Raw genomic sequence first — 22947 nt, 5'->3', positions numbered from 1 at the left:
CGGACCTGGCCCACGGGCTCGCGCTCGTACCCCACCAGGAAAGCGAGCTGGGCGGGGCTGATGCGGCGGCCCTTGACCGTGACGTACCGGCCACCCGTCCACCGGCGGTGCCCGCCCGGGAGGGTGATGGTCTCGGCGGCGTATGCGTCGGCCGGCGTCCGCTCATCCTTGTGTTCCGTGAGCTGGAGCTTTTCGCGCCGGGAGTACACCGTCGAGTTGGGCAGGCCGCACCGTTGGGCGATCTCGGTGTCCCCGAAGACGCCGGCCCTCAGCAGCTCGTCGACCTCGGTGTAGTCCCTCGTCGGAGCCGCAGGGGCGGGCTGCTGAGGGCGGCTGTGGGCGAGGTCGCGGCGTTCGCGTTCGCTGAGGCCGCCCCAGATTCCGAAGCGCTCGCCGTTGTCGAGGGCGTACTCCAGGCACTCGGTGCGGATGGGGCAGTCGGTGCAGAGCTCCTTCGCGGCGGCGGCGGATCCGCCCTTCTTCGGGAAGAAGGAGTCGGGGTCGGTCTGGGCGCAGACGCCGTCGGCCATCCACTCGGGCAGGGTCGACTTCATCGGGACACCGCCTTGTCGAACGTGGACCAGTCGCATCCGACGAGGGCCCGGGCGTGCGAGGGGGGAACCTCGGCGAGCGGGTGGCCGAGATGGTCGAGACCCATGGCGAGGAGTACGTAGGCGTCAGCCTCGTCGTACTGGCAGGCGCCGTCGGTGTGGATGCCGTACCGGTCCTTGACCGCGGCCCGGACCATCCGCTTCAGGGCCAGCCCTTTGACTCGCAGGCCGTCGGGGTCCTTGTGGACGGTGGTGCCCGTGGCGTAGGTGATCCGCTTTGACGGGGTGATGACGACGTACGGGATGCGCCGCTTCCACAGGTCGTGGCGGACCATCCACCGCATCGCGGCCAGCGCGTCGGCGCCCTGGTTGTTCTTGGAGTAGGCGGCGCCCTCGATGAGGACGAACTCGGCGTGCCGGTAGAAGCTGGCGAGGCCGTCGAGCTGGAAGGCCATGCGGGAATGGGTGTTGGTGGTGGTGCAGCGGACGTGATCGGTCCAGCCGGCGCCCGCTACTCCGGAGGCGCCGATGGCGACGTCGAGGCCGATGACGAGGGGGCGGCGCTGTGCGGGCGGGGCCGGGACGGGGGGCTTGGGCGCCGGGTCGAACAGGGTGGGGGTGCTCACGGTCGGGCCTCCGTCACGGTGTTGCAGGTCCAGCAGCGGAGCCGGCCGTCCGCCTGCACGGCGTGGTACTGGCGGCGGTCCTCTGCCGGGCAGTGCGCGAACGTGCCGGGCTCGGCGTCCATGGACAGGCCGATCAGCGGGGCCGGGGTGCCGGGGCGGTGGCGGCCGGAGGGGACCAGGGACCGCAGTACGGCCAGCGGGCCCCTCACGACGACACCTCTGCGATCTGCGGGATCCCGCTGTTCGCCGCAGTGAGGTCCGTGACCTCCCTGTGCAGCGCCTTGTTGGCGGTGCGCAGGTCGGTGATCTGGCGTCGGAGCTCGTTGGTCTGCGCGTCGTCCACGACACCGGCGCGGAGCTGGTCGATCAGCCGGGCCTGCTTGGTGAGTTCCTCTTCGAGGTGCTCAATGCGTTCGGTGTTGTCGTCGGGCCTCGGCTTGGATGTGGCCTGGGCGTCGGCGAGCTTGCCTTCGAGGTCACGGATCTTCACTGCCTGGCCGGCGATGATGCCCCGGTCGCGGGCCTGGTCCTTGCGGAAGAGGTTGATGAGCTTGCGTACGCGCATCACTGGTCTCCGTCCTGCTGGTGAGGAATGGGAAGGAGGGGCCACTCGCCGCGGACCACCGCGGTCGGGTCGGTCTTGCGGAAGTGCGCCTGCAGCTCGGCCTGCTGGTCGGCCCGCCACCGCTGCTGCTGGGTGAAGAGCGATCCGGGCGCGTAGTCGCCGAGGATCGGGAACCGTTCGAACTGCTTCTCGGCGATGAGGAGCGCAGCCAGGGCGTCGGCCTTCGCCTCGTGCCAGTCGGTGAGCTTGACGCCGTACCGCTCGGCGGTCGGCTGGAGCTGCCGCTGGCCCTTGCCCTTGACGTACCGGTCGAACTGCCGGTCGAGCACGTGGGGATCCAGCAGGCATTCGGGCTGCTCACCCAGCCGGTCCTCGACCGTCGCCAGCCCGTTGCGAACGAGTTCGTAGTGGAGGATCGACCAGTCGAAGGACTGGTTGAAGGCGACCACAGGCATCCGCCACTTCAGGGCCGCCGTCAGGTGGCTGGCGATCTCATCAAGCGCGACCTTCGGGTCCCGGCCCTCGGCCTGCACCATCGCGTCAGTGACACCGTGGATGCCGCTGGCTGCTTCGGGGATCGGGATCCCCGGGTTGATGGTGTAGGTGAAATCCATGTCCGGGCGGCCGCCGCCGCGTACGACGATCGCGGCGGTGACGATGCGGTCTTCCTGCGGGTTGGTTCCCGTGGTCTCGGTGTCCCATCCGACGCGGCGGAAGTCGGTGAGCTTCATGAGCGCACCGACTTGAGCGCGGTGAGGAACTCGCGGAGCTGGGCCGCGTTCGCGGTGCCGGGGTGGAGGCCGCCGTTCTGCTCGGCGAACTGGGCTTCGACCTGTGCGGTGTTGAGGCCCAGCTTTCCGGCGGCGGCGATGACCTGGAACCAGATCGCGTCGACGTCGTCGTCCTCGACGATCTCGCCCTCGTGCACCACCTCGACCGGGGCGGGCGCCGGAGCCGGGGGCGCGGCGGGGGCGGAGCCCTGGGCCGGAGCGGGCGGCTTCACCTCGGCGGCCCGAGCCTTCAACGCCGCGGCGAGAGCGTCGTCGAGGTGACCGGCCCGCTGCGCCTTCGTCCACAGCGCGCCCACGGCCTCGGCTGTCGTGGCCTCTGCGGCCAGCGCCGCGTAGTCCGGGCGGCCGCCGGTGATGGCGACCCGCTCCGGCCCCGCCGCTACCGCCGGGGCGCCGGTGATCTGCCCGGCCATCAACGCGGCCGGGGTGATCTCCACATCGAGCGTCGGCACCATGAACCGGGCCGGGCCCTCGTCGCGCTGGACCAGCTTCTCCTCCATGCCGAGCCAGCCCGCCACGTACCCGCCGGCCTGCGCCAGCAACTCGGCCGCCGGTGGCAGCGTCACCGCGGCGTAGAACCCCTTCGACACGAGCAGCCACTGGCCCAGCGCGGGCACGTCGCGGAGCATGACGTTCACCCGGGTCGTGATCTTGCACTCGCGTTCGTCCGGGTCGCACATGCACGGCCGGTCCCGCTTGTGCTCCGTCACGCCGTCGCAACGACGCTGGCACTTCGAGCCGGCGTACAGCTCGTACCACTGCGACACCGCGTCGTTCGGCGGGATCAGTACCGGCAGCCGGTTGGCCGTGGAGTACACCTCGAACTCGGTGGGCCCGCCGTTCGCTGGCGTCCACGGCTTCACCTCGCCGCCGTACAGGCCAGCGACCGACGCGAGGATCTCCCGGGAGGGAGAGGTGAACCGGAAGTGGTTCAGCTTCGCGGGCCGCGTGTACTCCTTGCCTGCCTTGCTGACCCCGGCCACGACGTGGCCGATCCGGATCTCGCCGAGCTGCCGCATACGGCGCTGCAAATCGATGATGGGCATCAGGCAGCCTTCTCTTCGGCACGGACGGGAAGGGTGAGGGCGGGGCGGATGACCTGCTTCGACAGGCCGGTCGTCCACTCCGCGTTCCGTTTGACGGTCAGGAACGCCTCGAACACGGCGTCGTCAGCGACGGCGGGGATCAGCCGGTAGCCCTCGGGCCGCAGGTGCAGGACGACCCCGGCCCAGAACGTGGGCAGCATCGGGATCTTCGTGCCGTCCTTCAGCCACGCCACCCGCGCTTTGCGGTACGCGGCCATCTGCAGGGACGCTTCGGGGTAGACGCCCTTGACATCGAGCTCGCCGCCGGTCTTCGTGTCGCCGATGATCACGGAGTCGGCCGGTACGTCGGTGTTGAAGTACGCGGCCAGCGCCGCGGCGACCAGCGGCGAGCGGAGAAGGTAGTCGAGCTTCCCGGCGTAGCCGTCCTCCTCGTTGCCGACGACCATCTCCGACGCCTCGAACGTGATCTGCCAGTCCTCGACGAACGCGAGGAAGCGATCGAGGAACGGCGTCAGGTTGGCGTCGGTGAGCAGTTCGGCCGGCATCGGGGTGCCGAGTACCTTCGCCTCGATCAGGTCGTGGACGGCGGTGCCGATGTCCGCGCGCTCGTCCTTCTTCCGGACGTGGGCCCGGGCCAGCCAGTTACGGGCCTCGGCCCGCTCCTCGGGCCGGAGGGACGTGCTGACCAGGTAGGGCAGGTTCTCCATCGCCGTGTCGGCGGTGATGTTCCCGGCCCAGAAGGTGAGGGCGTCGCCCTTGGAGCAGCCCTGTTCGAGGATGGTGGTGACGCGGCGCAGCTTGGCGCCGTTCGTGGGGTCGCGGTACCAGCCCTGGGAGGGCTTGGGGATGCGGGCGGTTCCGGTGGGTGCGGGGGCGGCGGCCTTGCGGCGGCGGCCGGCGGCCGGGGCGGTGCTCGCCCCGGCCATCGCGGTGTCGGTCATCGGCCACCGCCGGTCTCGGCCCAGCCACCGACCGCGTAGTCGTCCGGGTCGAGCTGCGCCGGCACCCACTGGTGCACGCCTTCGACCTGCCGGAACATCCACCCGAGAGCACGACGCTCGCCGGTCCCCGGGTGGTGCGTGACGGCGTGGCACTGGAAGACGCCAGCCTCGGAGCGGTAGGCGGTGCCGACCCGGAAGAAGTCGGCAGGCGGGGTGGGCTCGCCGCCGGTCGTGCCGGTGCCCTTCCCCTCCACCGCGCTCGTGCCGTTGCGGAGCCGGTACAGGGCCGACACGGCGTCGAACACGCCCTCGTTGTACGGCGTGCGGGCGGCCGTAATGTCGCCCTGCTCGTACACCGCGGTGGCCGCGGTGATCGCCTCGGCCAGGACCTCGTGCCGGTGGTCACCGACGTGGTCGTGGTCGTCGCGGGAACAGCCCACGTCGATGGCCTCAGCCAGGTGCTCGGCGGCGCTCATCGGTCACCCTCCGTCGGGTAGTTCGGGGTGTAGGAGACGCGGCCCGGGGTGCGGCGCTCGCGCAGGTAGCCGTGTGCGGCGAGGGCCTGGAGGGAGTGCCGGGTGAAGTGGACCGGCGGCTTCGGGACGACGTTCGCGGCCACCCACTGGTGGGCCTTCCCGGTGGTCCACTCCCCGCCGGTGTTGACGATGTGGTCGGCGAGGCGAAGCGCCCGCTCGTCCAACCCGGGCGCGGAGCTGCTGCCGAGGAGCCCGGCGAGCTTTGCCCGCGCCTCGTCGTCGAGGAGCAGCGCCACGGGGCGCCCGTCCTCGGCGACGCAGCACACGAGGAGTTCGGTCTCGTCGCCGTCCCAGTCCGGCTCGATGGAGCACTCGATCCGGCGGACCTCCAGCGGCGTGGACGCGGCCTCGGCCAACACCTCGGCCCGGTAGGCCGCGAGCTTGGCGCGCAGCTCCGTCAGAGACCCGAGCGGTTCGGTGTCGGCCTGCCCGTATTCGTCGATGAGGTCATCACGAACGCTCACGCGGCGGCCCCCGGCTTCCGCTGGGCGGGCATCTTGGCCAGCAGCACCGGCCGGGCGGCCACCGCCGGGTTGAACCGGGCGAGCTTCTCGATCACGGCGTCCAGGTCGTTCCGCAGACGGAGCGCGTCGTGCAGGTCGATGCGGATCTCCGCGTCGTCCATGCCCGCCGCGTCCTCGACCGCCTCGACCAGCGAGTCCAGCTCACCCTCACGGGGCGACTGCATCGCAGCGGCGAGCGCGTCCAGCGCGGCGACGATGAGGTCGCGGCCCTCGTCGTCGGCCCACGCCGTGGCGAGGGAGACGAGCGTGTCGTGGCGGATCTTGTCGGCGCGGAGGATGCCGTGCATCCACGTTGCGTCGAGGCGTACGGACAGCTGCGGCTGGGCCGCGGCCGGGGTCGGGTCAGCGGGCATCGGTGCCTCCGAGCGGTGCGGTGCGCAGGTACGGGTACAGGCAGGCGCCCGGCATGGGCGCCGTGCTGTCGGCGTCGAGGTCGTAGAACTGGTGCCGCTGCTCGGCCAACTCGCCGAGGCACGGGGCGACGGGCGCGGCCTGCCCGGCAGCGACCTCCCGCCGGAGCCGTTCCAGCCCGGCGGCCGCGGTGAGGACCGGCGCCGGCCGGGACCGCTCCGCCTCCAGCTCGGCCACCCGGGCCAGCAACTCGGCGACCCGCTTCCGGTGCCACTCCAGCTCGTCGTCCGGCGGACTCAGCAACCAGCAGTGCCCGGCATGCGACTGAGGGGTGTCCTTCCACGGCTCGCCACACGTGCAGCCGCTGTGCTGCGCCGCGAACTCCCGGGCCCGAATGCACCACGAGCTGTGGGGAAGGACGCACCCCTCGCCGTCACAGCCACGAGCCGAGGTCTCCAGCTCGCTCACCCGCACCGCCAGTCGGGCCTGCTCGGTCCTCATGCCCGCAGTCAGGTGTTGCCCCGCCGACGCGATCGCCAGCGCGATCCCCATCGGCGTTCGGTCCTTCGACTGCGCGGCGCGGATCGTCTCCGCCAAGAGGTTGAGGTCAGCGACGTTCATGCCGCACGCTCCACCCGGGTCAGCGGGCCGGCGAACGCGTCGGTCAGGTATGACTCCTTCGCCCACAGCCACCGAGCAACCTGCGCCCGGTCCAGCTCCGCGGGGATGAACAGCAGACCGTCCTCGTCCGAGCCGACCAGCTGGAACAGCCTCCCCGTCGGCGCCTCGTACAAGTCGACCGGCATCTCCGCCGGGACCGGGCGGACCGGGAGGGGCGTCGCGCCCTGCTCCATCGCTCCGAGGGTGGGGGTACTGTCGTGCTTCATGGTGTGCCTCTCGTTTCTGGTGGTAGAGGTGGCGCCGTAGGGGCCGTTGTCGGACCGGGCCAGGTCCGCGCGGCCCCGACCTATGCGGTCAGGCGGCAGCCGGAGTGCTCTCGGCGGCCAAGGTCCGGCGCTTGGCCGGGCTGGTGAGGATCGGGCGGAGGGCCGCGATGAGCTCGGCGTCCGGCGGGGGAGCGGCTGCCGCTTCTTCCCGGCAGTGGGCGACGACCGTCGGGCCGAGGAGCGCGAGGCGCTCGGCGCGGGTCATGCGGCCGGCTCGATGAGGTCGCCCTCGGCCAGGTCGTAGGTGGCACGGAGGAGCAGGACCGTTTCGTACTTCGGCTGGCTCTTGCCGTTCAGGAGCCGGGAGACCTGGGGCTGGGAGAGGCCGGTCCGTTGGGCGATCTCCGTGCCGGTCTTGTCGCCTGCCGCTGCGGCGGCTTCGCGGAGTCGGTCGATTCGCAGGCGGTAGGGCATGGGCACCTCCTTTCATGCATCCCTGCAAGGAGTTCCTGCCGGGCATGCATGAAACGTACGCCCAACCGTGCATGCATGCAAGCATGAATGGTGTGAAGGACTCGCAAAGTTTCGGATCGCACGGGTGTTCGAGTTTGGGTTGCAAGGTGCACGGATGTCGGAAACCGTTGCTGACCTGCAAACATGCACGCACGCATGGTTGGTGCGACTTGCTTGCATGCACGCTACGGTGCAGGCATGCGGAGTGGAGAAGAGACGGTGAGGCAGCGCTTTGGGCGCCTAGTGGCCGAAGCCGCTCAACGGGCAGGCAGGTACGAGGGGCGCGGCGGCCAGGCGCTCCTCGCTCAGGAGATCGGCATGTCACCGAGTGCCGTCGGCAGGATGATGAGGGGTGAAACGCTGCCCGATCCGAGGCACTTCGAGGCCATCGCAAGGACCCTCGACCTCAACGTGCGCGACCTACTGGTTCAAGCCGAGATCGTTTCTCCTGAGTCCCTGTCAACCCCTGCGCAAACTCGGGCAACGGGAGTAGGCTCGCGTTCAATCACCCTCGAAGAAGCGGCAAATGCCCTCGGCATTCACGATCCCGTGGCACGCGACATGCTCGCCGCGACGGTCGAGCGGCTCCGGCGAATTCAAGCCGCCGAAGGAGAATCGGACGGCGGCGGGGGTGCCGCAGCACAAGCTTGACGGGGGTACAGATGGAACAGGCAATCACCCGGGCGAAGCTGGCCGCGGTAGCGGCTGGGGCGGTCATGCTCTTTACCTCGGGGATCGTCGCCTACGGCATCGTCGAGAAGAGCATCGAGGCGAGCGTCGGCGGGGGCCTCGCCGGCCTGGCCGCCGCGGCAATGCTCACCCTGGCCAAGGTCCGCGTTTGGACGGTCGACACCAGCGCCGAGCGCCGACAGCTCGAAGAGGCGAGCAGGCGGGCGCACGACACGCAGACCCGCTACCTGGCCGTGGAGGCCGCCTTCACCGAGGAGCACCGGCGCCGTGTCCGCGACTTGGAGGCTGAGCGGCTTCGCCTCCAGCGCCAGTACGAAGTCGCGAAGCGTGAACTGGAAGACCGGTTCGAAGCGCGGCGCGAGGCGCTCATCGTCGAGAGCATGGGCATCGGGGTCGAGCTGTATCTCAAGGGCCTCCTCGACGGGCCCGAAGCCAGCTCCTCCGAAGCGAAGATCATGGCGTTCCCCGTGCCCGAGCAGCAGATGCGCGAGCGGGCCACCGCCCACCCCGCGGACCCGGCTACTCAGGAAGCACGCGACCGCGGCGTCGCCCGCCCATGAACCCCGGCTGACCCCGGAACGCAATCGTCACCCGGCCCGGCTCGATCGTCCGCGCCCCCTTCCGCGCCGCCGAGTGCAGGCGCACCGTCATGCACAGGCGCAGGACCGCCCGCTGTTGCTGCAAGTCGTACGAGTTCCAGAGCCCGTCGACATCGTCGGACTCCAGCAGGTCCAGCAGCACATCCGGGACGACCCGCGGCCGGGCCGCCTGCTTCGCCGCCGCGATCAACGGCGTGAGCCTGGTCTCCAGCCGCGACAGAGCCGCGATGCTCATGGCCGGAACCCCGTTCTCGTCGAACGTCGCGGCCGCCTCCTCGGCCTGCTCCAGCTGCAACTCCAGCGCCCGCAGCCGGCTGCTGGCCGCGGCCGCGTCGTGGTCAACCGACTCCGACCGGAAGGCCGCGCGTGTCTCCTCGCGCTCCAGGTAGGCGACCAGCTCTTCCTCGACGTACGCCGTCAGCTTCGCCTCGTTGATCGTCGTGTGCGCGGTCAGCGAGCAGCGCAGCGAGGGGTAGCCGCGGTTCACGTACCCGCGGAGCACCGGCTCGGCGTTCGCCTCGCGCAGCTCCGAATGCTCGCCACACAGCGCAATCCCGGACAATAGGTGCGTTGGGGTCAGGTCCGTCGCCCACGCGCGGCCCTCCATGTTCAGCAACGTCTGCACCGCATCGAAGACCTCAGGCGTCACCAGCCGCGGCCAGGTGCTCCGCTTGTAGTCCTCGCCCTGGAACACCCGGCGGCCGGCGTAGGCCGGGTTCCTGAGGATCGTCCGCAGGTGCCAGACCTGCCAGGGCTTGCCCTTCTGCGTCCGATGCCCGGCCTGGTTGAGCGCGGCGGCCGTGGACCGCAGCGACTTGCCGGCCGCGGCCGCTGCCCAGATCTTCCGCACCACGGGCCCTTGGCTGGGATGAACGATCTGCCTCACCAGGTCACCGGAGTCCGGGTCGTACACCCGTTTGTAGCCGTCGGGCACCGGACCCCACGGCTTGCCCGCGTCAGCGGTCTGGCGCGCCGTGCGGAGGTTGCGGTCCCGGATGTCCTCGGCTTCGCTCTCGGCCTGCACGGCGTCCATCGCGGTGGCCTTGCGGTCCGCGCTCTTGCTCAGGTCGTAGATCTGGCCCTTGTAGAACAGCAGGACCCCGGCGTCATGGCAGGCGGACCGCAGGCGGGTGTACGCCTCGAGATCTCGGTAGTACCTGCTGGCCTCGAACGCTACGACGATGCGGCAGCGGCCGGCGCGGATGCCGTTGAGCATTGCCTCGAAGTCGTCGCGGCCGACCTTGGCGTGCCGGGACGCGCTGATGCCGGTGTCTTTGAACTCCTCGACGATGGGCCAGCCGAGTCGATGACAGAGGTCGCGGCCGTCCTTGAGCTGGGCGTTGACGCTGCGGCCCTTCTTCTTCGGGTCGCGGCTGGCGCGGCCGTACAGGAAGGCGGGGAAGGGGCCTTGGTAGATCGCGTGCAGGTACTCCGGGTCAACGGGCATGCGTCGAAGGGTAGTACCAACCCATGCGCAATAGAATCTTTGCCTCGGAGATCTTCCTGACCTGGGTCGCCGCCCGGACGCGGAAGATCCGCATCGGCCACGGCGTGGTCACCATGCCCTTCGGCTACCAGCACCCGGTCCGCGTCGCCGAACGCGCCGCGATGCTCGACGTCCTCTCCGGCGGCCGCGTCGACATCGGCGCGGGCCGCGGCGCCACCCGCCAGGAGATGTCCATGTTCGGGGTGCGGCCCGAGGACACCCGGCCGCAGACGGAGGAGGCCCTGCGGATCTTCGCCTCCGCCTGGCGCGAGCCGGAGTTCGAGTGGCACGGCTCCCTCCACATCGGGCCCGGCGCGATCCTGCCCCGACCGGTCCAGGACCCCCACCCGCCGCTCTTCATGGCCTGCTCCAGCCACGACACCCTGAGGCTCGCCGCCGAACTGGGCATCGGGGCCCTGGTAATGGGCTTCGCGGGCGCCGACGACGTACGCGCGATGCGCACGGTCTACGACGGGGCCGTCACGGCCCGCGACGGCGGCCGGTTCGTCTCCACCGTGGTCAACGACCACTTCTCCGCCCTCTGTCCGACCGTCGTCCTCGACGACGCCGAGCGGGCGCTGCGCCTGGGCACCCGGGGGCAGCGCTTCTTCGCCGAGTCCATCGCGCACTGGTACGGCGGCGGCCCCGCGCCCACCGGGTACGCCGAGGACGCGTCCGCCGAGGAACACGCGGGAGCCCTCGCCAGGGGCCGGGAGGAACTCGTCGCCCGGCTGCACGAGGCGAACGTCCCGGCCCGCCCCGTCGACACCGGCACCTACAACGCCGACCATGCCTACGGGAACGCCGAGACCGCCGTCGCCTACGTGGAGCGGCTGCGCGAGATCGGCGTCGACGAGGTCATGTGCCTGATCCAGATGGGCACCGTGCCGCAGGAGGCCTGCATGGAGACCGTCCGCCAGTGGGGCGAGAAGGTCATCCCGCACTTCCGCGCCCTGGAGGGCTGAGCCGTGATCACGCTGGACGGGAAAGTCGTCGTCATCACCGGCGCCGGGCGCGGCCAGGGCGCCGCCGGGGCCCTGCTGTGCGCGGAGGCCGGCGCGCGGGTCGTCGTCACCGACGTCCGCGAGGAGGAGGGCCGGGCGGTGGCCGCCGGGCTCGGCGGGCAGGGGCTGTTCGTACGCCACGATGTGGCCGACACCGCGTCCTGGGCCGGGGTGGTGGAGGCGGCCGTCGGAGCCTTCGGCACGGTCTCGGCGCTGGTCAACAACGCGGCCCTGTGGCGCACCGCCCACGTGGAGCGGCAGACGGCCGCGGACTTCGAGGCGCTGCTGCGGGTCAACCTGCTGGGCCCGTTCCTCGGCATCCAGGCGCTGGCGCCGGTGCTGAGGGCCGCGGGCGGCGGCTCGATCGTCAACATCTCCTCCACCGCCGGACTGGTCGGGATACCGGGCCACGCCGCCTACGGCTCCACCAAGTTCGCGCTGCGCGGGCTGACCCGCTCCTCGGCCCTGGACCTGGCCCGGGACCACATCCGGGTCAACTCCGTGCACCCCGGGGCGATCGACACCCCGATGGTCGCCGCTTCGGTCGCGGGCCGGGACTGGTCGCACGTCCCCCTGGGCCGGATGGGCCGGCCGGAGGAGGTCGGGGAACTCGTCCGCTTCCTCTGCTCGGACGCCTCCTCGTACCTGACGGGCGCCGAGTTCACCGTCGACGGCGGGATGACGGCCCGATGAGCGCCGGTGCGGGCGACGACCCGCTCTCCCCGGCGGCCCGGCGGCTGTGCGACGCGATGGCCGCCGGCTTCCCCGCCCCCGGCGACGCGGCGGCCCTGCGGGCGGCGGCCGTCCCCGGCCCCCGGGGCCGGGAGGTCGCCTCGGTGTACGACACCTCCGCCGCGGCCGTCCCGGTCCGCGTGTACGACCCGGCGCCGGGCGCCGCCGGCCGGCCGCTCGTCGTCTTCCTCCACGGCGGCGGCTGGGTGATGTGCGGCCCCGACACCCATGACGCGCTGTGCCGGCGGCTGGCCGCGGCCTCGGGCGCCGTCGTCCTCTCGGCCGACTACCGGCTCGCCCCCGAACACCCCTGGCCCGCGGCGGCCGACGACGCGCTGACGGTACTGCTGTGGGCCCGCTCCACGGCGCCCGCGCTCGGCTGCGCCGCGGAACGGGTGGTGGTGGCGGGGGACTCCAGCGGTGGCAACCTGGCCGCCGTGACGGCGCTGCGGGCGCCCGGACTCGTGGCCGGACAGCTGCTGTTCTACCCGCCGCTGGACGCGTCGATGGCCACGGAGTCGGTCGCGGCGTACGGGACGGGGTACTTCCACACCGCCGCCCACATGGCCTGGTACTGGGACTGCTACGGCGGCGACCCGGCCCACCCGCACGTCTCGCCGCTGCGCGCGCCCGACGCCGAACTCGCGGGCCTGCCGCGTACGTTGCTCGTCCTCGCCGACTGCGACGTGCTGCGGGACGAGGGCCTGGCGTACGCGCGCCGCCTCGGGGCGGCCGGCGTGGACTGCGCCGTCCAGCTCCACCCGGGGGTCTTCCACGGCTTCCTGGGCCTGCCGCTGCCGGCCGGGACCACCGCGCTGGCGGCCGCCGCGGGCTGGGTGGCGGCCACGTAGCGGGCGCGCCGGAAGAAGGGGGGAAGGGGGGCGGGGCGGCCGGATTCGAACCGGCGTCCTCCTCCATGCTGTGTAGGCGCACTACCTCTGTGCTACGACCCCGCCCTTGCCGACGACCCTAGACCGCGGGGCCCGTCCGGGCGATCGAATATCGCGGGACGGGCCCCGGGCCGGACGGGCTCAGTGCTTGAACGTGAAGGTGAAGTCGCCCGAGCGCCGGCCGCTCAGGCGGACCGCCGACACGAGTTCCCCCTCGGCGAGCAGCCGCTCGGCCCCGGCCCGCGACAGGCCGAACCCTTCGGCGACCAGTCGCACCGGCCGTACGGGTATCGGCGCGGCGAAGCGGACCGACACCTCGACCGCCTCGCCCTCCGGCGGCCGCGGCCGGTCCGGCGCGCCGCGGTCGAGGCGCCAGGCGCCGTCCCAGTCGAGGGCGATCCGGTTGCGGCGCAGCACGAGCGGGTCCTGGAGCAGTTCGGCGGCCAGGCCCGGGTCGTTGCCGTGCAGCAGGTTCAGGAGCGCGGGCCGCACGGACCGCACGTTCACCCGCTCCAGGACCGTGAGCCGGGTGGTGTCCCCGCACCGGGTGCACCGGGCGAGGAGCCAGGCGTCGAGGAGCTTGTGGTGCGCGTTGACGCGGAATTTTCCGTTCGCCCGGAAGCGCCCGGAGGCGCACCTGTGGCAAGGGCGGAGGACTGTCGGCAGGCAGGTGGGCAGGACCACCCAGGTTTCGGACACAGAGGTACACCGGTTCCAGTGAGAAGACCGCAGCGAAAAGGAGCGCGGCGCACAGGTGCGACGCGCGACGGTTCAGCGCTCGGGGGGTCTCACTTGGTGTACAACGGCACGTCCTTGACGGGGCGACTGCGGGCGGGAGCACGGTAACGGCACGCGGCGGTGCGGCTCCACCGAATTCGGGGCGGGCGGCGCTACCCCCCAACGGCGGATGCCCGCGCGCCCGCGGGCCCGCACCACGGCCGGCCCGCACTCCCGGCCCGCACGTCCCCGGCCCGCACGGGCACCGTCCCCGCCCCGTGCGCCGGGCCGGAGTCCGCGCGGGCGGCACCTGCCCGGCAGCTGAGCCGGTACTCCTTCCGGAAGTCCCGGTACTGAAACCCGCTCGCCCGGCCGCGGCGCCGGCGTTAGCCTCGGCGGATGTCCACCACCACCCTCTGGCGCCCGACGGGTCCCGTCGAGCTCGACCTGGTCCGCGCCGCGGACTGGAAGGCCTGGCCGCCGCGGCTCCCGGAGCAGCCGATCTTCTACCCGGTCCTGAACGAGGACTACGCGACCCGCATCGCCCGCGACTGGAACGTCACGCACGACGGCGCCGGCTTCGTGACCCGGTTCGAGGTCGACTCCGCCTTCCTGGCCCGCTACCCGGTCCAGCGGGCGGGCGGCGAGACGATCCTGGAGCTGTGGGTCCCCGCCGAGGACCTGCCCGAGTTCAACGCACACATCGTCGGCCGCATCGAGGTCGTACACGCGTTCCCTTGACCCGCGCCGCGAAGGCCCCGCCCCCGGGACCAGACCTCCGCGCGGCCCACCGGGCGGAGGTCTGGTCCCCGCCGGGAAGACCGAAGAGAACGGCCGCATGACGACACGCGCCCGCTCCTTCGACGCCGCCGCCGCGCTGTACCACTCCCACCGGCCCGGATACCCGGGCGCGCTGTTCGACGCCGTCCTCCTCGGACGGCCCCGCACCCGCGCGTTCCTGGACGAGGAGCGCGCCCGGCTGTTCGCCCTGTTCCCCGACGGCTCCGTCGAGGAGCGGTACGTGGTCAGCCTGAGCGTCGCCGTGCCGTGACCCGTACCGGGGCCGCCTCACCGCCCCCGCCTCACCGCCCCCGCCTCACCGCCCCCGGTGCGCCGCGAGGACCTCCGCCCGGCAGGCCGACGGCGTCCCCCACGCGTCCCGCAGCGGGCGGGCCTTGCGCAGCCACAGGGACAGGTCCAGCTCCTCGGTGTAGCCCACCGCCCCGTGCAGCTGGAGCGCCGACATCGCCGCCCGGTACGCCGACTCCCCGGCGGTCAGCTTCGCCGCCGCCACGTCGGCCGGGTCCAGGGACAGCGCCGCCGCCCACACCAGCGGCCGGGCGAACTCCAGCCCCAGCAGGGTGTCCGCCAGCCGGTGCTTGACCGCCTGGAAACCGCCGATCGGCACCCCGAACTGCGTGCGCTGCTTCGCGTACTCCACCGTCCGGTCCAGCAGCGCCTCGCCGACGCCCAGGCACTGGGCCGCCGTAAGCAGCCGCGCCCAGCGCGCGGCCGTCCGCGCCGCCTCCAGCACCCGGGGCCCGGCGGCCAGGAGTTCGCCTCCGGCCGGCGGGACGGACAGCCGCCGGGCCGGGTCCGTCGAAGCCAGGAGCGGACCGCCGCCCGCGGTCAGCCGGAGCTCGCCCGCCCCCGACACCGTGAAGCAGTACGCGGCCGCGTCCGCGTCCAGGGCGTACGGGCTCCCGCCCGGCAGCGTCAGCGTCGCCGCGGCCCCGCCCCCGGCCAGCCCCGGCAGGAACCGCTTGGCCGGGGCCTCCCCGTCCAGCCCCGCCAGCAGGACGCAGGCAGCCGCCGTCTCCACCACGGGCCCCGGCACCCCCGCCCGGCCCAGCTCCACGAAGCCCAGCGCCAGCTCCGACGGGAGCGGCCCCAGGCCCTCGTACGCCTCCGGCACGGCCAGTGCGAACAGGCCCGTGTCCGCGAGCCCCGACCAGAGCGCCCGTCCGGGCCCGTGCCGCCCGCCGGCCCAGTCCCGTACCGCGGCCGGCACGTCGGCGGCGGCCAGCAGCGAGCGCAGCGTACGGGCGAAGTCCGCCTGCTCGTCGGTCGGCAGGAAGCGCATCAGCGGCGGCCCTTCGGGAGGCCGAGCAGCCGCTCGGCGATGATGTCGCGCTGGATCTCGTTGGTCCCGGCGTAGATCGGCCCGGCCAGCGAGAAGACCCACGGCTCGGCCCACTCGCCCTCGGCGAGCTCCGCGTCCGGCCCCAGCAGGTCCAGCGCCGTCTCGTGCAGGGCGATGTCGTACTGCGACCAGAACACCTTGTTCAGGCTGGACTCGGCGCCGATCGTCCGGCCCGCCGCGAGGCGCGAGGCGTTCGCCCAGGTGAACAGCTCGTACGCGCGGGCCCCGACCACCGCGTCCGCCACCCGGTCCCGCAGCGCCGTGTCCCCCGGATCGCCGGCCGCCTCCCACAGGCCCACCAGACGGTCCGCGGCCGCCAGGAAGCGGCCCGGAGCGCGCAGGGTCAGGCCGCGTTCGTTGCCCGTGGTCGACATGGCGATCCGCCAGCCCTGCCCCGGCTCCCCGATCACGTCCCGGTCCGGCACGAACAGCCCGTCGAGGAACAGCTCCGCGAAGGCGGGCTTGCCGTCCAGGCGCCCGACGGGACGCACCGTCACCCCCGGTGCCCGCAGGTCGAACATCAGGTACGTCAGCCCCTGGTGCGGCTTCGGCGCGTGCGGATCCGTACGGAAGATGCCGAACGCGCGGTCGGCGAAGGCGGCCCGCGAGGACCAGGTCTTCTGCCCGGACAGCAGCCAGCCGCCGTCCGTACGGACCGCCCGCGAGGTCAGGGACGCCAGGTCGGAGCCCGCCTCCGGCTCCGACCAGGCCTGCGCCCAGATCTCCGCGCCGCTCGCCATCGCGGGCAGCACCCGCGCCCGCTGCTCCGCGCTCGCGTGGTCGAAGAGGGTCGGGGCCAGCAGGTTGATGCCGTTCTGCGAGACCCGGCCCGGCGCGCCCGCCGCCCAGTACTCCTCCTCGAAGACCAGCCAGTGCACGAGGTCCGCACCCCGGCCCCCGTACTCCTCGGGCCAGGACACCGCCGACCAGCGGTCCGCGTGCAGCAGCGCCTCCCACGCGCGGTGGGCGGCGAAGCCCTCCGCCGTCTCCAGGGAGGGGAGGGGGACCGCCGGGACGTGGGCGGCGAGCCAGGCCCGGGCCTCCGCCCGGAAGGCCAGGGTCCGCGCCGTCTGGGTCAGGTCCATCAGAGGTTCGCCTCCATCCGTACATCCTTCCCTAACAAGTGTTTGGTAGGTTAACGTACGGTCATGAGCAGCGTCGAGCAGTTCCGCACCGCGTCCGGAACCCGGGAGGCACGTGCATGACCCCGCCCGACTACGTCCCCGGCCACGGCCTGCTGAGCGGACGCACCGCCGTCATCACCGCCGCCGCCGGAGCCGGCATCGGCGGGGCCACCGCCCGCCGCTTCCTGGAGGAGGGCGCCCGCATCGTCATCGGCGACGCCCACGCCCGCCGCCTGAAGGAGACCGAAACCGCGCTGGCCGCCGAGTTCGGCGCGGACCGCGTCACCTCCCTGCCCTGTGACGTCACCGACGAGGAGCAGGTACGGGCCCTCTTCGCGCTCGCCGAGCAGACCCACGGCCGCCTCGACGCCGTCGTCAACAACGCAGGCCTCGGCGGCACGGCCGCCCTCGTCGACATGACCGACGAGCAGTGGTCCCGCGTCCTCGACGTCACCCTGAACGGGACCTTCCGCTGCACCCGCGCCGCGATGCGCTCGTTCCGGGCCTCCGGCCGGGGCGGGGTCGTCGTCAACAACGCCTCCGTCGTGGGCTGGCGCGCCCAGACCGGCCAGGCCCACTACGCCGCCGCCAAGGCCGGGGTGATGGCACTGACCCGCTGCGCGGCCCTGGAGGCGGCCGAGTTCGGCGTACGCGTCAACGCCGTCGCCCCGAGCCTGGCCATGCACCCGCACCTGGTGAAGGTCACCAGCGAGGAACTGCTCGCCGAACTCACCGCCCGCGAGGCCTTCGGCCGCCACGCCGAGCCCTGGGAGGTCGCCAACGTCATCGTCTTCCTGGCCAGCGGCTACTCGTCGTACATGACGGGCGAGACCGTCTCGGTCAGCAGCCAGCACGCGTAGGCCCAGAATGGGCGCGTGCCGACGAACAAGCCGAAAACCGCGAACCAGCCGACAGCCGAGAACGGGCCGACGGCCGGGAAGAAGCGGACCTCCGCGAAGAAGCCGCAGGTGACCGCGTCGCCCGAACGCCGCCGCGAACTCCTCGCCGCCGCCGCCGAGGTCTTCGCCGCGCAGGGATACAACGCCACCACCGTCCGCAAGATCGCCGACGCCGCCGGGATGCTCGCCGGCAGCCTCTACTACCACTTCGATTCGAAGGAATCGATGCTCGACGAGATCCTGTCGGCCTTCCTGACCGAGCTGTGGGAGGGCTACGACACCGTCCTCGCCGCCGGCCTCGGCCCCAGGGAGACCATCGAGGCCCTCGTCACCGAGTCCTTCCGGGAGATCGACCGGCACCGCGCCGCCGTCGCGATCTACCAGAAGGAATCCCGCACCCTCTCCGCACAGCCCCGCTTCCACTACCTCTCCGACTCGCAGCAGAAGTTCGAGAAGGCGTGGCTGGGGACGCTGGAGCGGGGGGTCGCGGCCAAGGTCTTCCGGGCCGACCTCGACATCCGCCTCACCTACCGGTTCGTGCGCGACACGGTGTGGGTGGCGGCGTCCTGGTACCGGCCGGGCGGCCTGCACAGTCCCGAGGAGATCGCCCGCCAGTACCTGTCGATGGTGCTGGACGGGATCGCCCTGCGCACGTAACCGATCCAGAGGAGTCCCGATGCCCGAGGCCTACATAGTCGACGCCGTACGCACCCCCGTGGGGCGGCGCAAGGGCGGCCTGTCGGCGGTCCACCCGGCCGACCTGGGCGCGCACGTCCTGAAGGCGCTGGTCGACCGGTCGGGCGTCGACCCGTCGGCGGTGGAGGACGTCGTGTTCGGCTGCCTCGACACGGTCGGCCCGCAGGCGGGCGACATCGCCCGGACCGCATGGCTGGCGGCGGGCCTCCCGGAGGAGGTGCCGGGAGTCACCGTCGACCGGCAGTGCGGCTCCTCGCAGCAGGCGGTGCACTTCGCGGCGCAGGGCGTGCTCTCCGGCACCCAGGACCTGGTGGTCGCGGGCGGCACCCAGAACATGTCGATGATCCCGATCGCCTTCGCCTCGCGGCAGGCGGCGGAACCCCTCGGCCTCACCGAGGGCCCGTACGCCGGAGCGGCAGGCTGGCGGGCGCGCTACGGCGACGCCCCCGTGAACCAGTTCCACGGCGCCCAGCTCATCGCCGAGAAGTGGGGGATCTCCCGCCGGGACATGGAGGAGTTCGCCCTCCGCTCGCACCAACGGGCGCTGCGCGCGATCGACGAGGGCCGCTTCGACCGCGAGACGGTGGCGTACGGGGACGTGACGGCGGACGAGGGGCCCCGCCGGGACACGACGCTGGAGAAGATGGCGGGCCTTGAGCCGGTCGTCGAGGGCGGCACCATCACGGCGGCCGTCTCCTCCCAGGTCTCGGACGGCGCGGCGGCGATGCTGATCGCCTCCGAACGGGCGGTACGGGAGCACGGCCTGCGGCCCCGGGCCCGCATCCACCACCTCTCGGTGCGCGGCGAGGACCCCATCCGGATGCTGTCGGCGCCGATCCCCGCCACGGCGTACGCGCTGAAGAAGACCGGCATGTCCCTGGCGGACATCGACCTGGTGGAGATCAACGAGGCCTTCGCCCCGGTGGTCCTCGCCTGGCTCAAGGAGACCGGAGCCGATCCGGAGCGGGTCAACGTCAACGGCGGCGCGATCGCCCTGGGCCACCCGCTCGGCGCGACCGGCGTGAAGCTGATGACCACGCTCCTGCACGAGCTGGAGCGGACGGGGGGCCGCTTCGGCCTCCAGACCATGTGTGAGGGCGGCGGCCAGGCCAACGTGACGATCATCGAACGGCTGTAGTCCGGCCCCGGCGGGCGGGGCCGCCCGGCCCGGCCCACCCCTCGCCCACCCCCCCCGCTCACCCCCCGCCCACCCCTCGCTCAACCGTCCGAACGCATTATTTTCCGGCGGTCTCGGGACGCCCTGCGCGGCCGGGCCGGCCGGCGGTCCGGAGGGGCGGTGACACAGCGGAACCCTTGTCGTACGGGCCTTCCGCGCCCCGCCCGCCGCCCCCGCCGCCGGGTCCGGCGGCCGGGGCTCCCCATGGAGAAGGGCGCAGGTCACACCCTCGCTGGCGCACACCCCCGCGGACGTGTGCTAGCTTAGAGCTCGTTGCAGTTGTGGTACCCATGAACTTTATGTGCGCCTGACGGGATTGCTCCGACAGGCGCTTTTATTGTTTTGCCGGAATCTCCGGATGGGGCCCTTTGCCGCCTATTCAGGAGATTCAAAATGGCACTTGGCACCGTGAAGTGGTTCAACTCGGAAAAGGGCTTCGGCTTCATCGAGCAGGACGGTGGCGGCCCGGACGTCTTCGCCCACTACTCGAACATCGCCACCCAGGGCTTCCGTGAGCTCCAGGAGGGCCAGCGCGTGTCCTTCGACGTCACCCAGGGCCAGAAGGGCCCCCAGGCGGAGAACATCCTCCCCGCCAACTGACGTCATCAGCACGCCGGGGTCCGCACCGTGAAGGTGCGGACCCCGGCTTGTCTGCTGTCTCGACTGTTTGTTGTACCGCCGGTTTCAGGAGGGCGTTTTCCGCATGACCAGCTCCAGCTCCGCACGACCCAGCCGCCGCCCCACGCGGGGTCGAGGTGCGGCCCAGGGACGTCCGAAGGCTGGCGCGGGACGGCAGAAGTCCGCCCCCGTGGCCAGGCCCCAAGAATTCACCATGCCCGAACCGCTGACCCCGGCGCTCCCGCCGGTCGAGGCGTTCGAGGACATGGGCATGCCCGAGGCGCTGCTGAAGACCCTCGCCGCCCAGGGCGTCACCTCGCCGTTCCCGATCCAGTCCGCCACGCTGCCGAACTCGCTCGTCGGCCGTGACCTGCTCGGCCGCGGCCGTACCGGCTCCGGCAAGACGCTGGCCTTCGGCCTGGCGCTGCTGGCCCGTATCGCGGGCCGCCGCGCGGAGCCCAAGGCCCCGCTCGCGCTGGTCCTCGTACCGACCCGTGAGCTCGCGCAGCAGGTGACCGACGCGCTGACCCCGTACGCCACGGCCGTCAACCTGCGCATCGCCACCGTCGTCGGCGGCATGTCGATCAACCGGCAGTCGGGCGCCCTGCGCCGCGGCTCTGAGGTCCTCGTCGCCACCCCCGGCCGCCTGAAGGACCTCATCGAGCGCGGTGACGCCGACCTCTCGCAGGTCGAGATCACTGTCCTCGACGAGGCCGACCAGATGACCGACATGGGCTTCATGCCGCAGGTCACCGCCCTGCTGAAGCAGGTCCGGTCGGACGGCCAGCGGATGCTGTTCTCGGCGACGCTGGACAAGAACATCGACAAGCTCGTCAAGATGTTCCTCACCGACCCGGTCGGCCACTCCGTCGACCCGTCGGCCGGTGCGGTCACCACCATGGAGCACCACGTCCTGTACGTCATGGACGAGACCGACAAGAAGGCCGTGGCGACGCGCATAGCCGCTCGCGACGGCCGGGTGATCATGTTCGTGGACACGAAGCGCGGTGTCGACCGCATGGTCAAGAAGCTCCTGGCGGACGGCGTCCGCGCCTCCGGCCTGCACGGGGGGCGCTCGCAGCCGCAGCGCAACCGGACCCTGGACTGGTTCAAGACGGGCGAGGTCACCGCGCTGGTGGCCACCAACGTCGCGGCGCGCGGCATCCACATCGACGACCTCGACCTCGTCGTCAACGTGGACCCGCCGACCGACCACAAGGACTACCTGCACCGCGGTGGCCGCACCGCCCGTGCCGGCGAGTCCGGCAGCGTGGTCACCCTGGTGCTGCCCGACCAGAAGCGGGACATGACCCGCCTGATGTCGGACGCCGGGATCTCGCCGCGCACCGCCCAGATCAAGTCCTCCGACGAGGAGCTGGCCCGGCTGACCGGCGCCAAGGAGCCCTCGGGCGTCCCGGTGGTGCTGGACGTGCCGCAGCCGACCCCGCCGCGGCAGCGTTCCGCGTCGAAGCCGGCCTCGGGCAACGCCGCCGGCGGTGGCGGTCGCCGCCGCTCGGCCGGCCCGCGCACCGGTTCCGCCGCGGGGGCGGCTCCGGCCGCCGGTACGCGCGGACGCCGTACGGGCGGCGGCGCCGCCGGTCAGGGCGCCGGTTCCGCCTCGGGCCAGGCCCGGCGCGGCCAGGGCGGCCAGGGTGCGGCCGCGGCCGGCTCCGGCGAGCGCGGCCGGCGTACCGGGGGCGGCGCCTCCGGCGGTGCGGCGGCGGCTTCGGCCCGCAGCCGCGTCGGTGGCCCGGGCCAGGCACGGCGCCGGTCCGCCTGACGGCGGGGCACCTCGTACGAACACCGGGACGCCGGGCAGCGCACGCGCGCTGCCCGGCGTTTCGGCGTACCCGGGGCCGCCGGGGCCGCCGGGGAGTGTCCGGGGCGGGACGGTCAGCGGACCATCCTGGACTGGAGCTTCGCCAGGGTCCGCAGGTCCAGGCCGAGGCCGTCCGTGAGGTAGCCGTAGAAGCCGCCGTACTCGGCCAGCATCCGGGCCGTCGCCGCGTCCAGGTAGTCCTGGCGGACTTCCTGGAGCGGGATCAGCAGGTCCGGGTTCTGCATCCGCCCGGACTGCTTGAGGCCCGCCCGCAAGCGGGCGTCGTACGCGGCGCGGTAGGTGTTCGACGCCAGGTAGTCGCGCTCGGCGGCGCCCTCGGGGACGGCGAGGGCGCGCAGCAGCACGTAGCTCATCCAGCCGGTGCGGTCCTTGCCCGAGGTGCAGTGGTACAGGACCGGGCCCTGCCGGCCGTCGGCGATCTCCCGCAGCGTCGCCGCGAACTGCGCCCGGTTCTCGGGGCTGGTCACGAAGGTGCGGTAGATGTCGCGCATGTAGGCCTCGGCGCGGCCGCCGCCGAGCATCTGCTCCTGGGTCACGGGATCGCCGCTGGCGATGGCGCCGACGAGGGTTCCGTAGAGGCCGAGGTCGCTGACCGGGCGCGGGGTGACCGTGAGACCGGCGGGCAGCTTGTCGGGGCCGTCGTACTGGAGCTCCAGGGGGATGCGGAAGTCCACGACCCTGCCCAGGCCCAGCCCGGAGACGGTGGTGAGGTCGGCGGCGGTCAGCTTGCTCAGCGCGTCGGAGCGGTAGACCAGCCCCCGGCGGACCTGGCCGCCGGTGTAGGTGCGGTAGCCGCCGAGGTCCCGGACGTTGACGGCGCCCTGAAGCGGGATGTGGTGAATCGTTTCTGCGGAGGGGTGGGACCCGTGGTGCCGGGCACTGGCCCCGGCTTCCGGGCCCGCCGCGGCGTACGCGGAGGCGGGCAGGGTCCCGAAGGCGAGGGCGGAGACGAGCGCCGCGGTCGCCAGACGGATTCGGGCACGGCTCATCTGATGCGACTC

The 22947-nt window shown here is 72.5% G+C and carries 30 protein-coding genes, 1 tRNA gene and 1 pseudogene; 12 read left to right on the top strand and 20 right to left on the bottom strand.

Annotated features, from left to right (window positions below):
* Positions 1-341: 341 nt before the first annotated feature.
* From ACFWTC_RS03020 to ACFWTC_RS02955, 14 genes and pseudogenes are all read right to left on the bottom strand, one after another.
* A pseudogene (locus ACFWTC_RS03020) lies at positions 342-554 on the bottom strand (WhiB family transcriptional regulator); the annotation flags it as partial.
* Positions 551-1177: a hypothetical protein gene (locus ACFWTC_RS03015; protein WP_384025469.1), complete on the bottom strand. Its 627-nt coding sequence runs from the start codon at positions 1175-1177 to the stop codon at positions 551-553. The gene ACFWTC_RS03015 and the pseudogene ACFWTC_RS03020, both read right to left, overlap by 4 nt.
* The gene (locus ACFWTC_RS03010; RefSeq protein WP_384025466.1) at positions 1174-1386 is read right to left on the bottom strand and encodes a hypothetical protein; all 213 of its coding nucleotides are present in this window, start codon (positions 1384-1386) and stop codon (positions 1174-1176) included. Before ACFWTC_RS03010 ends, ACFWTC_RS03015 begins: the two co-directional genes overlap by 4 nt.
* A complete protein-coding gene (locus tag ACFWTC_RS03005; protein WP_384025463.1) occupies positions 1383-1742 on the bottom strand; it encodes a hypothetical protein in 360 nt (119 codons plus the stop codon). The genes ACFWTC_RS03010 and ACFWTC_RS03005 overlap by 4 nt, the downstream gene beginning before the upstream one ends.
* Positions 1742-2473, bottom strand: coding sequence for an exonuclease domain-containing protein (locus ACFWTC_RS03000; RefSeq protein WP_384025460.1), 732 nt, complete (start codon positions 2471-2473; stop codon positions 1742-1744). The genes ACFWTC_RS03005 and ACFWTC_RS03000 overlap by 1 nt, the downstream gene beginning before the upstream one ends.
* A complete protein-coding gene (locus ACFWTC_RS02995; RefSeq protein ID WP_384025457.1) occupies positions 2470-3579 on the bottom strand; it encodes a hypothetical protein in 1110 nt (369 codons plus the stop codon). The genes ACFWTC_RS03000 and ACFWTC_RS02995 overlap by 4 nt, the downstream gene beginning before the upstream one ends.
* Entirely contained in the window at positions 3579-4520 is a 942-nt protein-coding gene (locus tag ACFWTC_RS02990) for a hypothetical protein (RefSeq protein WP_384025455.1), read from the bottom strand. Before ACFWTC_RS02990 ends, ACFWTC_RS02995 begins: the two co-directional genes overlap by 1 nt.
* Positions 4517-4996 carry a hypothetical protein gene (locus tag ACFWTC_RS02985; RefSeq protein WP_384025451.1) on the bottom strand — a complete coding sequence of 160 codons (480 nt, stop codon included), beginning with the start codon at positions 4994-4996 and terminating at the stop codon, positions 4517-4519. The genes ACFWTC_RS02990 and ACFWTC_RS02985 overlap by 4 nt, the downstream gene beginning before the upstream one ends.
* Positions 4993-5520 carry a hypothetical protein gene (locus ACFWTC_RS02980; RefSeq protein ID WP_384025448.1) on the bottom strand — a complete coding sequence of 176 codons (528 nt, stop codon included), beginning with the start codon at positions 5518-5520 and terminating at the stop codon, positions 4993-4995. Before ACFWTC_RS02980 ends, ACFWTC_RS02985 begins: the two co-directional genes overlap by 4 nt.
* Positions 5517-5933, bottom strand: coding sequence for a hypothetical protein (locus tag ACFWTC_RS02975; RefSeq protein ID WP_384025445.1), 417 nt, complete (start codon positions 5931-5933; stop codon positions 5517-5519). Before ACFWTC_RS02975 ends, ACFWTC_RS02980 begins: the two co-directional genes overlap by 4 nt.
* Positions 5923-6552, bottom strand: coding sequence for a hypothetical protein (locus tag ACFWTC_RS02970; RefSeq protein WP_384073986.1), 630 nt, complete (start codon positions 6550-6552; stop codon positions 5923-5925). The genes ACFWTC_RS02975 and ACFWTC_RS02970 overlap by 11 nt, the downstream gene beginning before the upstream one ends.
* Positions 6549-6818 (bottom strand): hypothetical protein, encoded by a 270-nt coding sequence (locus ACFWTC_RS02965; RefSeq protein ID WP_384025439.1) that lies wholly within the window; start codon positions 6816-6818, stop codon positions 6549-6551. Before ACFWTC_RS02965 ends, ACFWTC_RS02970 begins: the two co-directional genes overlap by 4 nt.
* A gap of 88 nt (positions 6819-6906) precedes the next feature.
* On the bottom strand, positions 6907-7083 hold the full coding sequence (locus tag ACFWTC_RS02960; RefSeq protein ID WP_384025437.1) for a hypothetical protein: 177 nt from the start codon (positions 7081-7083) through the stop codon (positions 6907-6909).
* Positions 7080-7292 (bottom strand): helix-turn-helix domain-containing protein, encoded by a 213-nt coding sequence (locus ACFWTC_RS02955; RefSeq protein ID WP_384025435.1) that lies wholly within the window; start codon positions 7290-7292, stop codon positions 7080-7082. Before ACFWTC_RS02955 ends, ACFWTC_RS02960 begins: the two co-directional genes overlap by 4 nt.
* A gap of 183 nt (positions 7293-7475) precedes the next feature.
* Between ACFWTC_RS02955 and ACFWTC_RS02950 the strand changes: the two genes are divergently transcribed.
* Together ACFWTC_RS02950 and ACFWTC_RS02945 are read left to right on the top strand one after the other, a co-directional pair.
* Positions 7476-7982: a helix-turn-helix domain-containing protein gene (locus tag ACFWTC_RS02950; RefSeq protein WP_384025432.1), complete on the top strand. Its 507-nt coding sequence runs from the start codon at positions 7476-7478 to the stop codon at positions 7980-7982.
* An 11-nt stretch (positions 7983-7993) separates the two neighbouring features.
* Positions 7994-8581 carry a hypothetical protein gene (locus tag ACFWTC_RS02945; RefSeq protein WP_384025429.1) on the top strand — a complete coding sequence of 196 codons (588 nt, stop codon included), beginning with the start codon at positions 7994-7996 and terminating at the stop codon, positions 8579-8581.
* On the opposite strand, the gene ACFWTC_RS02940 is transcribed toward ACFWTC_RS02945, so the two are convergent.
* Positions 8541-10067, bottom strand: coding sequence for a recombinase family protein (locus ACFWTC_RS02940; RefSeq protein WP_384025426.1), 1527 nt, complete (start codon positions 10065-10067; stop codon positions 8541-8543). The genes ACFWTC_RS02945 and ACFWTC_RS02940 overlap by 41 nt on opposite strands.
* A 23-nt stretch (positions 10068-10090) precedes the next feature.
* Here ACFWTC_RS02940 and ACFWTC_RS02935 point away from each other — a divergent pair, with 23 nt between their 5' ends.
* Genes ACFWTC_RS02935 through ACFWTC_RS02925 form a run of 3 tightly spaced genes read left to right on the top strand, consistent with a single transcriptional unit; the run spans position 10091 to position 12693 of the window.
* A complete protein-coding gene (locus ACFWTC_RS02935; protein WP_384025423.1) occupies positions 10091-11071 on the top strand; it encodes an LLM class flavin-dependent oxidoreductase in 981 nt (326 codons plus the stop codon).
* 3 nt (positions 11072-11074) lie between these two features.
* A complete protein-coding gene (locus ACFWTC_RS02930) occupies positions 11075-11803 on the top strand; it encodes an SDR family NAD(P)-dependent oxidoreductase (RefSeq protein WP_383928577.1) in 729 nt (242 codons plus the stop codon).
* A complete protein-coding gene (locus ACFWTC_RS02925; protein ID WP_384025420.1) occupies positions 11800-12693 on the top strand; it encodes an alpha/beta hydrolase in 894 nt (297 codons plus the stop codon). Before ACFWTC_RS02930 ends, ACFWTC_RS02925 begins: the two co-directional genes overlap by 4 nt.
* Before the next feature lie 29 nt (positions 12694-12722).
* On the opposite strand, the gene ACFWTC_RS02920 is transcribed toward ACFWTC_RS02925, so the two are convergent.
* Both ACFWTC_RS02920 and ACFWTC_RS02915 read right to left on the bottom strand, forming a co-directional pair.
* Positions 12723-12797, bottom strand: a tRNA-Ala gene (locus ACFWTC_RS02920).
* A gap of 76 nt (positions 12798-12873) precedes the next feature.
* On the bottom strand, positions 12874-13431 hold the full coding sequence (locus ACFWTC_RS02915) for a DUF1062 domain-containing protein (RefSeq protein WP_383928571.1): 558 nt from the start codon (positions 13429-13431) through the stop codon (positions 12874-12876).
* A gap of 417 nt (positions 13432-13848) precedes the next feature.
* Here ACFWTC_RS02915 and ACFWTC_RS02910 point away from each other — a divergent pair, with 417 nt between their 5' ends.
* Both ACFWTC_RS02910 and ACFWTC_RS02905 read left to right on the top strand, forming a co-directional pair.
* Positions 13849-14190, top strand: a complete 342-nt coding sequence (locus ACFWTC_RS02910; RefSeq protein ID WP_383928569.1) for a hypothetical protein — start codon at positions 13849-13851, stop codon at positions 14188-14190.
* Positions 14191-14287: 97 nt separating this feature from the next.
* Positions 14288-14500 (top strand): hypothetical protein, encoded by a 213-nt coding sequence (locus ACFWTC_RS02905; RefSeq protein ID WP_383928566.1) that lies wholly within the window; start codon positions 14288-14290, stop codon positions 14498-14500.
* Positions 14501-14545: 45 nt separating this feature from the next.
* Here ACFWTC_RS02905 and ACFWTC_RS02900 read toward each other — a convergent pair whose 3' ends face one another.
* Both ACFWTC_RS02900 and ACFWTC_RS02895 read right to left on the bottom strand, forming a co-directional pair.
* The gene (locus ACFWTC_RS02900; RefSeq protein WP_384025417.1) at positions 14546-15532 is read right to left on the bottom strand and encodes an acyl-CoA dehydrogenase family protein; all 987 of its coding nucleotides are present in this window, start codon (positions 15530-15532) and stop codon (positions 14546-14548) included.
* On the bottom strand, positions 15532-16677 hold the full coding sequence (locus ACFWTC_RS02895; RefSeq protein ID WP_383928561.1) for an acyl-CoA dehydrogenase family protein: 1146 nt from the start codon (positions 16675-16677) through the stop codon (positions 15532-15534). Before ACFWTC_RS02895 ends, ACFWTC_RS02900 begins: the two co-directional genes overlap by 1 nt.
* A 116-nt stretch (positions 16678-16793) precedes the next feature.
* Here ACFWTC_RS02895 and ACFWTC_RS02890 point away from each other — a divergent pair, with 116 nt between their 5' ends.
* From ACFWTC_RS02890 to ACFWTC_RS02870, 5 genes are all read left to right on the top strand, one after another.
* On the top strand, positions 16794-17576 hold the full coding sequence (locus tag ACFWTC_RS02890) for an SDR family oxidoreductase (RefSeq protein WP_383928558.1): 783 nt from the start codon (positions 16794-16796) through the stop codon (positions 17574-17576).
* A 108-nt stretch (positions 17577-17684) separates the two neighbouring features.
* Positions 17685-18272 carry a TetR/AcrR family transcriptional regulator gene (locus ACFWTC_RS02885; protein ID WP_383928613.1) on the top strand — a complete coding sequence of 196 codons (588 nt, stop codon included), beginning with the start codon at positions 17685-17687 and terminating at the stop codon, positions 18270-18272.
* Positions 18273-18291: 19 nt separating this feature from the next.
* Positions 18292-19449 (top strand): acetyl-CoA C-acetyltransferase, encoded by a 1158-nt coding sequence (locus ACFWTC_RS02880; protein WP_383928555.1) that lies wholly within the window; start codon positions 18292-18294, stop codon positions 19447-19449.
* A gap of 432 nt (positions 19450-19881) precedes the next feature.
* Positions 19882-20088, top strand: coding sequence for a cold-shock protein (locus tag ACFWTC_RS02875; RefSeq protein WP_030707191.1), 207 nt, complete (start codon positions 19882-19884; stop codon positions 20086-20088).
* 103 nt (positions 20089-20191) lie between these two features.
* A complete protein-coding gene (locus ACFWTC_RS02870) occupies positions 20192-21886 on the top strand; it encodes a DEAD/DEAH box helicase (protein ID WP_384025415.1) in 1695 nt (564 codons plus the stop codon).
* Positions 21887-21999: 113 nt separating this feature from the next.
* Here the strand turns inward: ACFWTC_RS02870 and ACFWTC_RS02865 are convergent, their stop codons facing one another.
* Positions 22000-22935, bottom strand: a complete 936-nt coding sequence (locus ACFWTC_RS02865) for a tyrosine-protein phosphatase (protein ID WP_384025412.1) — start codon at positions 22933-22935, stop codon at positions 22000-22002.
* Positions 22936-22947: the final 12 nt, after the last annotated feature.

It is taken from the genome of Streptomyces sp. NPDC058619, assembly GCF_042717785.1.
Classification (GTDB): domain Bacteria; phylum Actinomycetota; class Actinomycetes; order Streptomycetales; family Streptomycetaceae; genus Streptomyces.
This window is presented reverse-complemented; position numbering and strand designations above follow the sequence as displayed.

Bases quoted from the DNA above. Each gene is read 5' to 3' on its own strand.
- ACFWTC_RS02870 (WP_384025415.1), top strand. From the start codon at position 20,192: ATGACCAGCTCCAGCTCCGCACGACCCAGCCGCCGCCCCACGCGGGGT.
- ACFWTC_RS03005 (WP_384025463.1), bottom strand. From the start codon at position 1,742: ATGCGCGTACGCAAGCTCATCAACCTCTTCCGCAAGGACCAGGCCCGC.
- ACFWTC_RS02945 (WP_384025429.1), top strand. From the start codon at position 7,994: ATGGAACAGGCAATCACCCGGGCGAAGCTGGCCGCGGTAGCGGCTGGG.
- ACFWTC_RS02995 (WP_384025457.1), bottom strand. From the start codon at position 3,579: ATGCCCATCATCGATTTGCAGCGCCGTATGCGGCAGCTCGGCGAGATC.
- ACFWTC_RS02865 (WP_384025412.1), bottom strand. From the start codon at position 22,935: ATGAGCCGTGCCCGAATCCGTCTGGCGACCGCGGCGCTCGTCTCCGCC.
- ACFWTC_RS02905 (WP_383928566.1), top strand. From the start codon at position 14,288: ATGACGACACGCGCCCGCTCCTTCGACGCCGCCGCCGCGCTGTACCAC.
- ACFWTC_RS02895 (WP_383928561.1), bottom strand. From the start codon at position 16,677: ATGGACCTGACCCAGACGGCGCGGACCCTGGCCTTCCGGGCGGAGGCC.
- ACFWTC_RS02990 (WP_384025455.1), bottom strand. From the start codon at position 4,520: ATGACCGACACCGCGATGGCCGGGGCGAGCACCGCCCCGGCCGCCGGC.
- ACFWTC_RS02960 (WP_384025437.1), bottom strand. From the start codon at position 7,083: ATGACCCGCGCCGAGCGCCTCGCGCTCCTCGGCCCGACGGTCGTCGCC.
- ACFWTC_RS02950 (WP_384025432.1), top strand. From the start codon at position 7,476: ATGCACGCACGCATGGTTGGTGCGACTTGCTTGCATGCACGCTACGGT.
- ACFWTC_RS02975 (WP_384025445.1), bottom strand. From the start codon at position 5,933: ATGCCCGCTGACCCGACCCCGGCCGCGGCCCAGCCGCAGCTGTCCGTA.
- ACFWTC_RS02900 (WP_384025417.1), bottom strand. From the start codon at position 15,532: ATGCGCTTCCTGCCGACCGACGAGCAGGCGGACTTCGCCCGTACGCTG.
- ACFWTC_RS02935 (WP_384025423.1), top strand. From the start codon at position 10,091: ATGCGCAATAGAATCTTTGCCTCGGAGATCTTCCTGACCTGGGTCGCC.
- ACFWTC_RS02985 (WP_384025451.1), bottom strand. From the start codon at position 4,996: ATGAGCGCCGCCGAGCACCTGGCTGAGGCCATCGACGTGGGCTGTTCC.
- ACFWTC_RS02940 (WP_384025426.1), bottom strand. From the start codon at position 10,067: ATGCCCGTTGACCCGGAGTACCTGCACGCGATCTACCAAGGCCCCTTC.
- ACFWTC_RS02875 (WP_030707191.1), top strand. From the start codon at position 19,882: ATGGCACTTGGCACCGTGAAGTGGTTCAACTCGGAAAAGGGCTTCGGC.
- ACFWTC_RS02955 (WP_384025435.1), bottom strand. From the start codon at position 7,292: ATGCCCTACCGCCTGCGAATCGACCGACTCCGCGAAGCCGCCGCAGCG.
- ACFWTC_RS02970 (WP_384073986.1), bottom strand. From the start codon at position 6,552: ATGAACGTCGCTGACCTCAACCTCTTGGCGGAGACGATCCGCGCCGCG.
- ACFWTC_RS02890 (WP_383928558.1), top strand. From the start codon at position 16,794: ATGACCCCGCCCGACTACGTCCCCGGCCACGGCCTGCTGAGCGGACGC.
- ACFWTC_RS02910 (WP_383928569.1), top strand. From the start codon at position 13,849: ATGTCCACCACCACCCTCTGGCGCCCGACGGGTCCCGTCGAGCTCGAC.
- ACFWTC_RS02925 (WP_384025420.1), top strand. From the start codon at position 11,800: ATGAGCGCCGGTGCGGGCGACGACCCGCTCTCCCCGGCGGCCCGGCGG.
- ACFWTC_RS02965 (WP_384025439.1), bottom strand. From the start codon at position 6,818: ATGAAGCACGACAGTACCCCCACCCTCGGAGCGATGGAGCAGGGCGCG.
- ACFWTC_RS03000 (WP_384025460.1), bottom strand. From the start codon at position 2,473: ATGAAGCTCACCGACTTCCGCCGCGTCGGATGGGACACCGAGACCACG.
- ACFWTC_RS02880 (WP_383928555.1), top strand. From the start codon at position 18,292: ATGCCCGAGGCCTACATAGTCGACGCCGTACGCACCCCCGTGGGGCGG.